General features: G+C 69.9%; 14 protein-coding genes. 1 reads left to right on the forward strand and 13 read right to left on the reverse strand.

Annotated features, from left to right (window positions below):
- Positions 1–53 precede the first annotated feature (53 nt).
- The 10 genes from pheT to infC form a co-directional block, all read right to left on the reverse strand.
- Positions 54–2,588, reverse strand: coding sequence for a phenylalanine--tRNA ligase subunit beta (gene pheT, locus AC3A46_RS10780; protein WP_487665170.1), 2,535 nt, complete (start codon positions 2,586–2,588; stop codon positions 54–56).
- Positions 2,588–3,637: a phenylalanine--tRNA ligase subunit alpha gene (gene pheS, locus AC3A46_RS10785; protein WP_487665171.1), complete on the reverse strand. Its 1,050-nt coding sequence runs from the start codon at positions 3,635–3,637 to the stop codon at positions 2,588–2,590. Before pheS ends, pheT begins: the two co-directional genes overlap by 1 nt.
- A 76-nt stretch (positions 3,638–3,713) precedes the next feature.
- Positions 3,714–4,670 carry an amino acid ABC transporter permease gene (locus tag AC3A46_RS10790; RefSeq protein ID WP_487665172.1) on the reverse strand — a complete coding sequence of 319 codons (957 nt, stop codon included), beginning with the start codon at positions 4,668–4,670 and terminating at the stop codon, positions 3,714–3,716.
- Positions 4,667–5,314, reverse strand: a complete 648-nt coding sequence (locus AC3A46_RS10795; RefSeq protein WP_487665173.1) for an amino acid ABC transporter permease — start codon at positions 5,312–5,314, stop codon at positions 4,667–4,669. The genes AC3A46_RS10790 and AC3A46_RS10795 overlap by 4 nt, the downstream gene beginning before the upstream one ends.
- 68 nt (positions 5,315–5,382) lie before the next feature.
- A complete protein-coding gene (locus tag AC3A46_RS10800; RefSeq protein WP_487665174.1) occupies positions 5,383–6,252 on the reverse strand; it encodes a glutamate ABC transporter substrate-binding protein in 870 nt (289 codons plus the stop codon).
- An 84-nt stretch (positions 6,253–6,336) separates the two neighbouring features.
- On the reverse strand, positions 6,337–7,134 hold the full coding sequence (locus AC3A46_RS10805; protein ID WP_487665175.1) for an amino acid ABC transporter ATP-binding protein: 798 nt from the start codon (positions 7,132–7,134) through the stop codon (positions 6,337–6,339).
- Positions 7,135–7,222: 88 nt separating this feature from the next.
- Complete coding sequence (locus tag AC3A46_RS10810; RefSeq protein WP_487665176.1) at positions 7,223–8,023, reverse strand: TrmH family RNA methyltransferase; 801 nt, start codon at positions 8,021–8,023, stop codon at positions 7,223–7,225.
- A gap of 186 nt (positions 8,024–8,209) precedes the next feature.
- A complete protein-coding gene (gene rplT / locus AC3A46_RS10815) occupies positions 8,210–8,593 on the reverse strand; it encodes a 50S ribosomal protein L20 (RefSeq protein WP_045297244.1) in 384 nt (127 codons plus the stop codon).
- Between the two features lie 32 nt (positions 8,594–8,625).
- A complete protein-coding gene (gene rpmI, locus AC3A46_RS10820) occupies positions 8,626–8,820 on the reverse strand; it encodes a 50S ribosomal protein L35 (RefSeq protein ID WP_018172232.1) in 195 nt (64 codons plus the stop codon).
- A gap of 71 nt (positions 8,821–8,891) precedes the next feature.
- A complete protein-coding gene (infC, locus tag AC3A46_RS10825; protein ID WP_487665177.1) occupies positions 8,892–9,599 on the reverse strand; it encodes a translation initiation factor IF-3 in 708 nt (235 codons plus the stop codon).
- Between the two features lie 245 nt (positions 9,600–9,844).
- Here infC and AC3A46_RS10830 point away from each other — a divergent pair, with 245 nt between their 5' ends.
- Positions 9,845–10,261 (forward strand): DUF1844 domain-containing protein, encoded by a 417-nt coding sequence (locus AC3A46_RS10830; protein WP_375872779.1) that lies wholly within the window; start codon positions 9,845–9,847, stop codon positions 10,259–10,261.
- Between the two features lie 23 nt (positions 10,262–10,284).
- On the opposite strand, the gene AC3A46_RS10835 is transcribed toward AC3A46_RS10830, so the two are convergent.
- The 3 genes from AC3A46_RS10835 to priA all read right to left on the reverse strand — a co-directional run bounded on the left by AC3A46_RS10835 (position 10,285) and on the right by priA (position 13,261).
- A complete protein-coding gene (locus AC3A46_RS10835; RefSeq protein ID WP_487665178.1) occupies positions 10,285–11,676 on the reverse strand; it encodes a pyridoxal phosphate-dependent decarboxylase family protein in 1,392 nt (463 codons plus the stop codon).
- Positions 11,677–11,739: 63 nt separating this feature from the next.
- Positions 11,740–12,531, reverse strand: coding sequence for an SseB family protein (locus AC3A46_RS10840; protein ID WP_056370049.1), 792 nt, complete (start codon positions 12,529–12,531; stop codon positions 11,740–11,742).
- Complete coding sequence (priA, locus tag AC3A46_RS10845; protein WP_487665179.1) at positions 12,515–13,261, reverse strand: bifunctional 1-(5-phosphoribosyl)-5-((5-phosphoribosylamino)methylideneamino)imidazole-4-carboxamide isomerase/phosphoribosylanthranilate isomerase PriA; 747 nt, start codon at positions 13,259–13,261, stop codon at positions 12,515–12,517. The genes AC3A46_RS10840 and priA overlap by 17 nt, the downstream gene beginning before the upstream one ends.
- Positions 13,262–13,275 lie beyond the last annotated feature (14 nt).

Consider the following 13,275-nt stretch of genomic DNA (forward strand, 5'->3'; position numbering starts at 1 on the left):
CGTGACGCGCTCCCCTGCGTCGGCCGCGTGTTCGAACACCTCCGCTGCGGATGCTACTCGCGCAGTGTCGCCCCGAAACGCTCGGTCGCGACGGCCACGCCCGCGAGCTTCGCCTCAGTCGCCTCGGCGGCCGTGAGCGTGCGGTCGGGGGCGCGGAATCGGAGCGCGAAGGTGAGGCTCTTCTCGCCCTCGGGAACGCCCTGGCCGCGATAGTCGTCGACCAGCCGCACCGACTCGAGCAGATCACCGGCACCCGCGACGAGGGCTTCTCGCACCTCCGCGGCCGGGACGTCGGCGCCGAGCACCAGCGACACGTCCTGCGTCGCAGCGGGGAAGCCCGACAGCGAAGCCGCGACGACCTTCTCCCCCGCGAGCGAGAGGACCACGTCGAGATCGAGCTCCGCGACGATGACGCGACCCGGAAGATCGGCTGCCTCGGCCACCGCCGGCAGCAGCTCGCCGACGTAGCCGACCTCGGTGCCGTCGACGGAGAGCACACCGGTGCGGCCCGGGTGCAGCGCGGCGCGCTGACCCTGGACGACATCGATCGTGACGCCCGCGGCGGCCGCGATCGTGCGGACCGCATCGAGCGCGTCCGCGAGGTCCGCCGTCACCGGCGCGACGCCGGGCTGCTTCGCGACCAGGGTGCCTGCGAGCAGCACGGCAACGTGACGGTGCTGCGGCGGGATCGAGGCGTCGAGCTCGGCAAGGGTCGCGGCATCCGGTCGCACCGCCAGCGGCGGTACGAACGGTGTTCCGTACTGCACGCCGACCTTCGGGAGGAAGACGACGCCGGTCTCGAAGAGCGACAGGTCGGTGAAGCCGCGCGACACATTGCGGTGCGCGACCTGGAGGAGTCCGGGCACGAGCGAGCGGCGCAGGAACGGCGCCTGCCCGTCCAGGGGGTTCACCAGCTTGACGCTGGGCAGGTGACCTCCCGACGCGGAGCCGTGGAGGTCGTTCTGCTCCTCGGTGGTGAACCCGAACGACGGCGTCTCGACGAAGCCCGCAGCGGCGAGCGCGTTCGCCACGCGACGGCGGCCCTGCTGCGCGGCGGTGAGACCACGGCCCGACGGCGGCAGGGGAAGCACCGACGGGATGCGGTCATAGCCCTCGATGCGGGCGACCTCCTCCGCAAGCGTCCACTTGTCGGTGAGGTCCGGGCGCCACGAGGGCGGGATGACCTGCCACCCTTCGCTGCCCTCGGCACCGACGACCTCGCAGCCGATGAGCCGCAGCGCGGCCTCGATCTGGCCCGGCGTGTAGTCGACGCCGATGAGGCTCTGCACGAAGGTCGGCGGAAGCTCGATGCCGGGGATGAACACCTCGGCGAACAGCGCTGCGCCGTACGCGTCGTCGCTGGTGCCGCCGGCGTACTCGACCATGAGGTCGGCCACGCGACGGGCGGCGACGAACGGCACGAGCGGGTCGACGCCGCGCTCGAAGCGGCGGGATGCCTCGCTCGGCAGCTTGTGCCGCCGGGCGGTGCGCGCGATCGACACGGTGTCGAACGTCGCCGCCTCGATGAGCACGTTGCGGGTCGCCTCGCCCATCTCGGTGGTGCCGCCGCCCATGACGCCGGCGAGGCCGATGGGTCCCGATTCGTCGGTGATGAGCAGGTCTTCGGGGTCGAGCGTGCGGACCTTGCCGTCGAGCGTCTCGAGCTTCTCGCCGGGCGTCGCCCGGCGCACGGTGATGCCACCCTGAAGCTTGTCGAGGTCGTAGCCGTGGATCGGCTGGCCGAGCTCGAGCATCACGTAGTTGGTGATGTCGATGAGGATGCCGAGCGACCGGATGCCCGCGAGCGACAGGCGCGAGATCATCCACGCGGGGGTCGGCTTCGTGGGGTCGACGTCGCGCACGACCCGGGCCACGAACTCGGTCACGCCCGCGCGGCCGCGGATGGGGGCGCGGTCGTCGGCGCTCACGGGGAAGCCGGCGCCCGGCGCGACGTCGTCCCACGTGCGATCCGCCGGGTCACGGAACGCCGCACCGGTGGAGTGCGAGTACTCACGCGCGACACCGCGGATCGACAGCGCGTAACCGCGATCGGGCGTGACGTTGATCTCGACCGCGACGTCGTCGAGGCCGAGCAGGGAGATCGCGTCGGTGCCGACAGGCGCGTCGATGCCGAGTTCGACGAGTCGGAGGATGCCGTTGTGCTCGTCGCCGAGGCCCAGCTCGCGCGCCGAGGCGATCATGCCGTCCGACACGTGGCCGTACGTCTTGCGCGCGGCGATCGGGAACGGGCCGGGGAGCACCGCGCCGGGAAGGGTCACCACGACCTTGTCGCCGACGAAGAAGTTGCGGGCGCCGCACACGATGCCGTGCACCGCCTCGCCGCCGTCCGCGGCGGTCTCGCCGTCGGGCGCGACGCGCACCTGGCACCAGCGGATCGTCTTGCCGTTGGACTGCGGCTCCTCGACGAACTCGAGGACCTCGCCCACGACGATCGGACCCTGCAGCTCGAAGCGGTGGACGTCCTCCTCTTCGAACCCGACGCGCACGAGCGCCGCGAGGACGTCCTCGGGCGCGGCATCCGCGGGGACGTCGACGTACTCACGAAGCCATGAGAGCGGGACGCGCATCAGACCACCATTCCGAACTGCTCGCTGAAGCGGACATCGCCCTCGGCCATGTCGCGCATGTCCTGGACGTCGCTGCGGAACATGAGCGTCCGCTCGATGCCCATGCCGAACGCGAAGCCCGAGTACTCCTCCGGGTCGATCCCCGCCGCGCGCAGCACGTTCGGGTTGATCATGCCGCAGCCGCCCCACTCGATCCATCGGGCGCCACCCTTGAAGGTGGGGTGCCACAGGTCGAGCTCGGCCGACGGCTCGGTGAACGGGAAGAAGTTCGCACGGAAGCGGGTCTTCGCCTCGGCGCCGAACAGCACCTTCGCGGCATGGTCGAGCGTGCCCTTGAGGTGCGCCATTGTGATGCCCTTGTCGACGACGATGCCCTCGAACTGGGTGAAGACGGGCAGGTGGGTCGCGTCGAACTCATCGGTGCGGTAGACGCGCCCGGGGCACAGGACGTACAGCGGCAGGTCGCGCTCGAGCATCGAGCGCACCTGGACGGGGCTCGTGTGCGTACGCATGACGAGGTGACGCTCCACCGGGTCGACGAAGAACGTGTCCTGCATCTGGCGCGCAGGGTGGTCGACGTCGAAGTTGAGCGCGTCGAAGTTGAACCACTCGTGCTCGAGCTCGGGACCCTCTGCGATCTCCCAGCCCATCCCGACGAAGATGTCGGCGATCTGCTCCTGCAGGAGGGAGATCGGATGCCGCGCCCCGACGCGCGCGCGAGCCGCGAGCGCCGTGATGTCGACGCGCTCCGCCTCGAGCTTCGCGGCGGTCTCGGCCGCGGCGAGCTCCTCCTCGCGGGCGGCGAACGCCTGGTTCACCCGGCCGCGGGCCTGACCGACGAGCTTGCCGAACTCGGCCTTCTTGTCGTTCGGCACGTCGCGCAGCCGCGCGTTGAGCTTCGCCAGCGGCGAGCCCTCCGCGGAGTGCGCGGAGCGCGCGGCCTTCAGCGCTGCGGTGTCGTCCGCGGCCGCGATGGCCTCGAGGGCGGCGTCGACGGCGGCGTTCACCGCCTCAGGCGTGATCTCGGTGGTTTTGGGAGCGTCGGACACGAGAGACGAGTCTACCGACGGCTCGCGTACGGCCCGGCCGCGAGGATCAGGTCGCGTGGGATCGGGCTCGTCGGGATCAGGTCGCGGTGCCGTCGTGCCGTCCGAGGCCCCGGTCCGCCGCTGTGCGCTCGGCTAGGTCCGCCCGCGCCTCGGCCTCGAGCAGCGCCGCCGGGTTCATGGGATCGACGGGCTTTCCGCGACGGACCTTGCCTCCGCCGCTCGCTGTCCGCCGAGCCAGCCAGCGCGCGAACCAGGACAGCGACAGGTTGATCGCGAGATAGATGACGAGAGTGACGACGAACAGCGAGAACAGGTACCTGTTGCCGTAGAACGAACCGAGGTTGTTGATGTTCGTGCGGATGATCTCGTTGTATCCGACGATGAACCCGAGCGACGTGTCCTTGAGCAGCACGACGAGCTGGGCGACGATGATCGGCAGCATCTGCCGGAACGCCTGCGGGAACTCGACGAGCATCTTCGACTGGAACTCGCGCATGCCGACGCTGAGCGCCGCCTCGCGCTGCCCGCGCGGGAGCGCCGCGAGCCCCGCGCGCAGGATCTCGCCGATCAGCGCCCCGTTGTAGAGGACGAGCGCGATGACCACGGCCCAGAACGCACCGGTGGATGCCACCAGCAGGATGAACAGCATCATCAGCAGCACAGGCATCCCGCGGAGGAACTCGAGGAGCCACGCGGTGGGCACCCGCACCCAGGCGATGAGCGAACTGCGAAGAAGCGAGAAGGCGATTCCGAGAGCGATCGCTCCGACGGCCGCGACCGCTGCGGCCTGGAGGGTGGCGACCACGCCGCGGCCGATCGCACCCCACACCTCGGGATCGGCGAAGATGTTCCACCGGGTCGGATCGAACATGCCGGGCAGGGTGATCCCACCCGATTCGCGGGGGGCGGCGAGGGTGAGGATCACCCAGATCGCACCGCCGATGATGAGCACGCTCGCGATGATCGACGCGATCAGCGAGGTGCGGCGCGCCCGGGGTCCCGGGGCGTCGAACAGAACACTTGCGCCGGTCATCGCTTCACCACGTACTTCTTCTCGAGCGCCCCGGCGATCAGCCCGAGCGGCACCGTCACGACCAGGTAGAGCGCAGCAGCGGTCAGAAGGATGGGTATGACCATGTTTCCGTTGTCATTCGCCAGCTGGCGGGTCGTCCCGAAGAGCTCCAGGACGAAGAAGCCGCCGGCGACCGAGGTGTTCTTGGTCAGCGCGATGAACACGTTGATGAGCGGAGGGATCGTCATGCGGAACGCTTGCGGCAGCACCACGAGGGACACCGTCTGGCCGAAGCCCAGCCCGATCGAGCGTGCCGCTTCGGCCTGCCCTACCGGAACACCGTTGATCCCCGACCGCAGAGCCTCTGCCACGAACGGAGACGTGTAGTACGTCAGCGCGACGAACGCGAGAACGATGAACGGCAGCCTGACTCCGAGCATCGGCATCACGAACGTCGTGAAGATGAAGACGAGGGTGAGAGGCGTGTTGCGCGCGATCTCGGTCCAGAATGCCGCGAACGCACGGAGCGCGCCCACGGGCGAGATCCTCATCGCCGCGATCAGCGTCCCGAACACGAGCGCGAGCACCCCGGAGACGGCGAGCAGCAACAGCGTCACCCGGAATCCCTCCAGGAACGTCGGCCACAGCGACAGGTACTGCTCCACTTCGCCTCCTCTCATCCCTCAGACGCCGTCCCGGACCCGGCCGGTGCCGGATCCGGGACAGCCTCGAATCAGTAGCGGTCCGGTGCCGGCGGCTCGACGAACGGCAGGACCGTCCCGGCCGTCGCATTCCAGGCCTCTTCGTAGCGACCGTCCTCGTACGCCTCCTCCAGCACGTCGTTGATCCACATCCGGAAGTCGGTGTCATCGAGCGCCAGGCCGATGCCGTACGGCTCCTCCGTGAACGGCTCGCCGACGACCTTGAACTCGCCCTCGTTCTGGGCTGCGAGACCCGCCAGGATCACGTTGTCGGTCGAGACCGCCACGACCGCACCGCTGCGCAGGGGCTCGAGGCAGTTGGAGTACGTGTCGGTCAGCACCGGCTCCGCGCCGATCTCGGCGAGCTTCGCGGCCGGGGTCGAGCCCGTGACCGAGCACACCGGCTGACCGACGAGGTCGTCTTCGCTCTTGATGTCGTCGTTGTCCGCGAGCACCAGGATCGACTGACCGGCCATGTAGTACGGCCCGGCGAACGAGACGACTTCCTTGCGCTTGTCGTTGATCGTGTAGGTCGCGATGACGATGTCGACCTCGCCGTTCTGGATGAACGGCTCGCGGTTGGCGGAGACCGACTCCTTCCACTCGATGTCGTCCTCGGCGATGCCGAGCTCGGACGCGATGATCTTGCCGATCTCGACGTCGAAGCCTTCCGGCACACCCGAGGGGCCCATCAGGCCGAACAGCGGCTGGTCGAACTTCGTGCCGATCGTGATCGTGCCCGCCTCGGCGAGCGCGGCCATCGTGGTGCCCTCTTCGAAAGTGGGGGCGGGCTCAGGAGCCGTCGTCTCCTCGCCGGCCGGCGTGCCGCCGGAGGCGCACGCCGACAGCGCCAGCGCGCCGGCGGCTGCCAGCGCGATCAGCGGAAGTCGCATTCGCTTCATGTCTTCATCCTTTGCTGTGAACGGACCGCTCGTGACGGTCCTCTCGGATCCCGACCCGCGTGGGGAGGCGGGCGGGAGTGTGTCTCAGTGCTCGAGGATCTTGGACAGGAAGTCCTTCGCCCTCTCGCTCTGCGGATTCGTGAAGAACTCTTCGGGCGTCGCCTCCTCGACGATCGCGCCGTCGGCCATGAAGAGCACACGATCTGCCGCCTTGCGCGCGAAGCCCATCTCGTGGGTGACGACGATCATCGTCATGCCATCGGATGCGAGGCCGATCATGACGTCGAGGACCTCGTTGATCATCTCGGGGTCGAGCGCGCTCGTCGGCTCGTCCATGAGGATGAGCTTCGGGTTCATCGCCAGTGATCGGGCGATCGCGACGCGCTGCTGCTGCCCGCCCGACAGCTGGTTCGGCATCTTCTTCGCCTGATTGGCCACGCCGACGCGGTCGAGCAGCTGCATCGCCTTCTCGTCGGCATCCTTCTTCTTCAGTCCCCGCACGCGGATCGGCCCGAGCGTGACATTCTCGAGCACCGTCTTGTGGGCGAACAGGTTGAAGGACTGGAAGACCATGCCGACATCGGCGCGCAGATGAGCGAGCGCCTTGCCCTCTTCCGGAAGGGGCACCCCGTCGATCGTGATCCTGCCCGAGTCGATCGTCTCGAGGCGGTTGATCGCGCGGCACAGCGTGGACTTGCCTGATCCGGACGGACCGATGACGACGACCACCTCGCCGCGGTTCACCACGGTGTTGATGTCCTTCAGGACGTGGAGATCGCCGAAGTGCTTGTCGACGTGGTCGACGACGACGAGCGGCTCACCGCGACGGACGTTGATGTTCGAAGTCCGGGGCGCCGGCGCCGGGGCATCAGGTGTCGCCATGCCCTCACACTAGGGGCGAGTCACGACACTCGGCCAGAGGCTCGATCGAGCCTTTACCGTTCCGTAACAGGGTGGGAACGAAGGGGCTTCACCGCGGCGCGCGCTGCGCGAACGCGGTCTCGTACAGGCAGACGCTGGCCGCGGTGGCCAGGTTCAGCGACTCGGCCGCGCCGTAGATGGGCAGGCGGAGCGACAGATCGGCGAGCGCCAGGGCGTCCTCCTCGAGGCCGCGGGCCTCATTGCCGAACAGCCACGCCGTGGGTCCCGCGAGCACGTCGCGGGACTCGAGGAAGTCCCCTCCGCCGACATCCGCCGCGATCACGCGCACACCCGCCGCGTGCGCCTTCTCGACCGCCGTCGTGAGATCGACGCCGACCGCGACCGGAACATGGAAGAGCGAGCCGGTCGTGGCGCGCACGACCTTCGGGTTGTAGGGGTCCACGGTGCGGCCGGTGAGGATGACGGCGTCAGCGCCGGCGGCGTCGGCCGCACGGATGATCGTGCCGAGGTTGCCCGGGTCGCGCACCTCCTCGCAGATCGCGACGAGGCGCGGCGAGGCGGCGAAGATCTCGCGCACCGACGTCGGCGACTGGCGCGCGACAGCCACGATCCCCTGCGGGGTCACCGTATCGGCCATCGCGTCGAGCACGGCCTCGGTCGTGTAGACGACCTCGAGTCCGGCATCCTTCGCGGCGTCTCGCACGTCGGTGTGCTTCTCGAGCGCGGTGGGCGTGGCGAAGATCTCGACGAGGGTGTCGGGCCGGTACGCCAGCGCCTCGCGCGCGGCCTGCGGACCCTCCAGCAGGAAGAGACCGGTCTCCTGGCGGGCGCTCCGCTTCGTCAGCTTCGCGACGGCGCGGACACGAGGAGAGCGAGGATTCTCGAGCACGGGATCAGTCTAGAGTCGCGGCCGGGCCCACGCGCCCAGGGGCCCGGGCGACGCGCCAGCGGCGTCCGGCGAGGGCGTGGGGACGCGTATCCGGCATGCGCATCTCGCCACCTGCCGCCGCGTGGGCATGCGAAAGGGGCGCCCTCCGTGAGGAGGACGCCCCTTTCGAGACAACGGATGCCGAGGTCAGGCGCTCTTGGGAGCGTTGACGTTCTCGGGCAGCGCCTTCTTGGCGGTCTGGACGAGCGACGCGAACGTCTTGGGCTCGTTCACCGCGAGCTCGGCGAGCATACGGCGGTCGACCTGCACACCCGCGAGGCCGAGGCCCTGGATGAAGCGGTTGTACGTGATGCCGTTCTGACGGGCAGCCGCGTTGATGCGCTGGATCCACAGGCGGCGGAAGTCGCCCTTGCGCTTGCGACGGTCGCGGTACGCGTAGACGAGCGAGTGGGTGACCTGCTCCTTCGCCTTGCGGTACAGGCGCGAACGCTGGCCACGGTAACCCGAGGCGCGCTCGAGGATGACGCGACGCTTCTTGTGGGCGTTGACGGCCCGCTTGACTCTAGCCATTTCTTGATGTTCCTAACTTGCGTCGGCGCGCGTCAGCGGCCGAGGAGCTTCTTCGCGACCTTGGCGTCGCCCGGGGCGAGGACCTGCTCCTGCGACAGGCGGCGGGTACGGCGGCTGGACTTGCCCTCGAAGTTGTGGCGGAGGTTCGCCTGCTGCTTCATGAGCTTCCCGCTGCCGGTGACCTTGAAGCGCTTCTTGGCGCCCGAGTGGGTCTTCTGCTTCGGCATCTCTTCTTCCTTCGTTTCACTTCCCGCCCAGGCGGGAGTCGGTATCCCGCGGTGCGGGAGTCTGTGGGGCCCTACTCGGCCGGGGCTGCCTCAGGAGCGGTGGCCGGGGCGTCGGCCTCAGGGGCCTCTGCCGGGGCGCCGGCCTGCGTCGCGCCACCGGTGCGGGCAGAGCGGGCGGCTTCCTTGTTCGCGGCGCGCTGAGCGTTCTGCTCGGTCTTCACCTCGGACTTGTTCTTGTGCGGTGCGACCACCATCACCATGTTGCGGCCGTCGATCGTGGGGTTCGATTCGACCGTGCCGAACTCGGCGACGTCCTCCGCGAACTTGCGGAGCAGGCGCACGCCCTGCTCGGGACGCGACTGCTCGCGACCGCGGAACAGGATCATCGCCTTGACCTTGTCGCCGGACTGGAGGAAGCCCTCGGCGCGCTTGAGCTTGGTGATGTAGTCGTGGGCCTCGATCTTCAGGCGGAACCGGACCTCCTTGAGGACGGTGTTCGCCTGATTGCGACGCGCTTCCTTGGCCTTCTGCGCAGCCTCGTACTTGAACTTGCCGTAGTCCATGATCTTGACCACGGGCGGCTTCGAGTTCGGGGCCACCTCGACGAGATCGAGGTCGGCCTCCTGGGCCAGGCGCAGCGCCACCTCGATGCGGACGACGCCGACCTGCTCACCCGCGGGTCCGACGAGGCGGACCTCGGGGACGCGGATGCGGTCGTTGGTGCGGGGATCGCTGATGCGGAACTCCTTGGGTATATGGGCTGGACCACCGCGACACACAGTCGTATCGCGGGCGGAGGAAGATCCACTCCACCCGTCAGACGCTTCAGACGCCGACTTCCTGCACCCTCTCCGGTGACGGAGCTTCCGCCCGGTCGCCCCGACGGCTACCCCGGCCGCAGAACGGTCGGGGCGGAGTGCATGACCCGGTAGCCTGGAACGGCAAGCGCGGGTGGGATGTGATCCACTTTCCGATCCGGTACAGAACGCACCGGAGACCGCAGCAGTCTATCAGAGAGAACGGCGTGGACACGATTCGAGACCAGGACGGCGATCAGACCAGCGCGACGGCAGTGGATGCTGAGCGCCAGGCGCGCTGGGAGGAGCAGGAGCGGGCGGCCGCCTCGGCCTCGCGCGACATCGCCGATGTGCCGGCCGTCGAGGTCATCACGACAGCCGCGGTTCACCTGATGAGCGCCGCCGCGGTCAAGGTCGGGCTGGCCGACGACCCCGAGACGCAGACCGACCTCGACGAGGCCCGCAAGCTCATCAACGCGCTGGCGGGGCTCATCACCGCCGGTGCGCCCGAGATCAGCGACATGCACGCGCGGTCGCTCCGCGACGGGCTGCGCTCGGTGCAGCTGGCCTTCCGCGAGGCCTCGGTCATCCCCGACCCGATCGGCAAGGGTCCCGGCGAGAAGTGGACCGGTCCGGTCACCTGACGATCCGAGCCTCACGCCCGACGCTAGGCCGCCACGCCGAGTGCCGCCGCACCACGGGCGACGGCATCGACGGTGCGCCGCACCGCCTCGGCGTCGGTAGCGTAATTGCTCACCGCGAATCGGATGACCGGGCGGCCGCGCCACGTCGAGGACGACGCCCAGATCGTCCCCTCCGCCCGCAGCCACTCCCCCAACGCCGCGGTCGCCGCGTCGTCGCGCGTCGCCAGGCATACCTGTGTGAACGGCACGTCGTTGAGCACCTCGAGCCCGGGGATCTCCGCAAAGCCGGCGGCGAGAGAGGCGGCGCCGTCCGCCAGCCCGTCGACCAGCCCGACGACGCCTTTGCGGCCCAGGGAGCGCAGCGCGGCCCACACCGGGACACCGCGCGCTCGGCGCGACAGCTCGGGCGTGCGGTCGTACGGATCCGATATCGTCTCGACGCTCGGCAGATACGCCGCGTGTGCGCCGAGCGCCGAGCGCATCGCCGCCTCGTCTCGTACGATCGCGACACCGCAGTCGTAGGGCACGTTGAGGGTCTTGTGCGCGTCCGTGGCCCACGAATCCGCGCCGGCCATCCCGTCGACGAGGTGCTGCAGACGGGGGCTGGCAGCCGCCCACAGACCGAACGCGCCGTCGACATGCACCCACGCACCCGCCCGGTGGGCGATCGCGATGGCTGAGGCGAAGTCGTCGAACGCGCCGGAATGCACGTCGCCCGCCTGCAGCGCGACGATCGCGGGGCCTTCCCCCTGCGCGAGCGCACTCTCCAACCCACCGACGTCGATGCGTCCCTGATCATCCGCACCGACGGTCTGCGGTGAGCCGAGCCCCGCCAGCCGACCGGCGAGCACCATCGAGGTGTGGACGGCGTCGCCGGCGAGGAACCGGATCACCGGCGCGCGCTGGATCCCCTCCGACGGGTCCGCACCCTCCCTCCGCAGCACGGCATCGCGGGCCGCGACGAGACAGGTGAAGTTCGCCATGGTGCCGCCGGTCACGAATCCCACCCCGCTCTCGGCGGGCAGACCCAGCAGGTCGAGCAGCCAGGCCGCCGCCACTTCCTCCACCGCCGCGGTCGCGGGGGTGGGCTGACGGGAACCCGTGTTCTGATCCCAGGCCGTGACCAGCCAGTCCGCGGCGAGGGCCGCCGGATACGTGCCCCCGATGACGAAGCCGTAGAAGCGCGGCGATCCCATCGCCATGAGACCGGGCGCGGATGCCGCGGCCAGCTCTTCGACGACGGTCGCAGGGTCGGTGCCCGCTTCGGGCAACGCGCGGTCGAGCCTTGCCAAGACGCCGTCGACGTCGACCTCGGGTCGGATGGGGCGATCCGCGAGCGTGCCCAGCCAGTCCAGCGCATGCCCGTGCGCGACCTCGAGAGCCGCCCGGTACTGCTCCTTCGCCAACTCGCCCATACGAGCCCCCTTCGCCGAGCCGATCCTCCGCCGAGCGGTCGCCCGGACGCAAGGGCTCGTCCGTCAGGCGCGGACGAGCTTGACCGTGAGGGAGTCGACCAGAACCGCGATGCGGTCGTCGGCCGCCCAGCGCTTCGCGAGACGCGCGAGCACCGCGTCGAGCTCGGCCTTCTCGAGTCCGTCCATCAGGTGCAGGCGCACCACGAGCTCGGGGCCCCGCAGCCGCGCGTCGGGGTCGCCAGCCTCGACGGCGAGGTCGATGACCGACAGCTCACCGCCGATGCTCTCGTGGAGTCCCGCCACCACTTCGGGCGACAGGAAGCTCGGCTCCCACGGGAGGCCCTGCCCGATCGCCCACACGGCGGGGCGCCGGATGACGAACTCGGTCTCGGACGCCGGGTCCACCACGATGAGGTCGGTGTCGTCGGCCGCAGCAGACAGAGCGGTGCGGACGCCGTCGGCCGGAACCGGCCGGGCCGCGGCATCCCATCGCCCCATGGCATCGACCGACGTGAACACGGGCAGCACGCGACGGCCGTCGGGGGCTGCCACCGTGACGATGGAGAGCTCCTGCGTCTTGTCGACCTCGAGACCGTGCGCCCCGATGCCGTGGTCGCCCTTCTCGGCGACGAGCGGGATCAGCAGGCGCGCCGTCCGGTAGGCGTCGACGACCTCGCGCTGCCCACCCGTTCCCGCGCGGAACGCCGTGAGCGCGGCGAGCAGCGCCGGATCGGCGGAGCCGTCGTCGGAGGAGTGCGGGTTCGCCTGGAAGCTGCGACCCTCCCAGGGGACGCCGGCGGAGTCGCCGCCGTGCGCGTGGCCGTGGTGGCCGTGGGGGTCAGTGTCCGGCGACATCCAGCGCCTCGGCGAGCGTGAAGGCTCCGGCGTACAGCGCCTTGCCCACGATCGCGCCTTCGACGCCGAGCGGGACGAGGTCGCGCAGCGCCGCGATGTCGTCGAGGCTCGACACGCCGCCCGAGGCGACGATCGGCTTCGGGGTGCGCGTGGTCAGTTCCCGCAGGAGGTCGAGGTTCGGGCCCTGGAGGGTGCCGTCCTTCGTGACGTCGGTGACGACGTAGCGACTGCAGCCGGCCGCCTCGAGACGGTCGAGCACGGTCCAGAGGTCGCCGCCCTCGCGCGTCCAGCCGCGTGCGGCCAGCGTCGTGCCGCGCACGTCCAGACCCACCGCGATCGCGTCGCCGTAGCGGCCGATGACATCGGCGGCCCACTCGGGGTTCTCGAGCGCCGCGGTGCCGAGGTTGATGCGCGAAGCGCCGCTCTCGAGGGCCGCCTCGAGCGTGCGGTCGTCGCGGATTCCGCCCGAGAGCTCGACCTGCACGCCGCGGACCTGCTTGATGACCTTCCGCAGCACGCCGGCGTTGCTGCCACGACCGAAGGCGGCGTCGAGATCGACGAGGTGGATCCACTGGGCGCCCTGTCGCGCGAAGTCGAGGGCTGCGTCGACGGGGTCGCCGTAGCTGGTCTCGGTGCCGGCCTCGCCCTGTGTCAGGCGGACGGCCTTGCCGTCGGCGACATCGACAGCGGGCAGGAGGACGAGCTTGGGTGTGGACGCGAAATCGTTCATGGATCCTGACTCAG

It is taken from the genome of Microbacterium sp. Soil_C_42 (assembly GCF_057656735.1).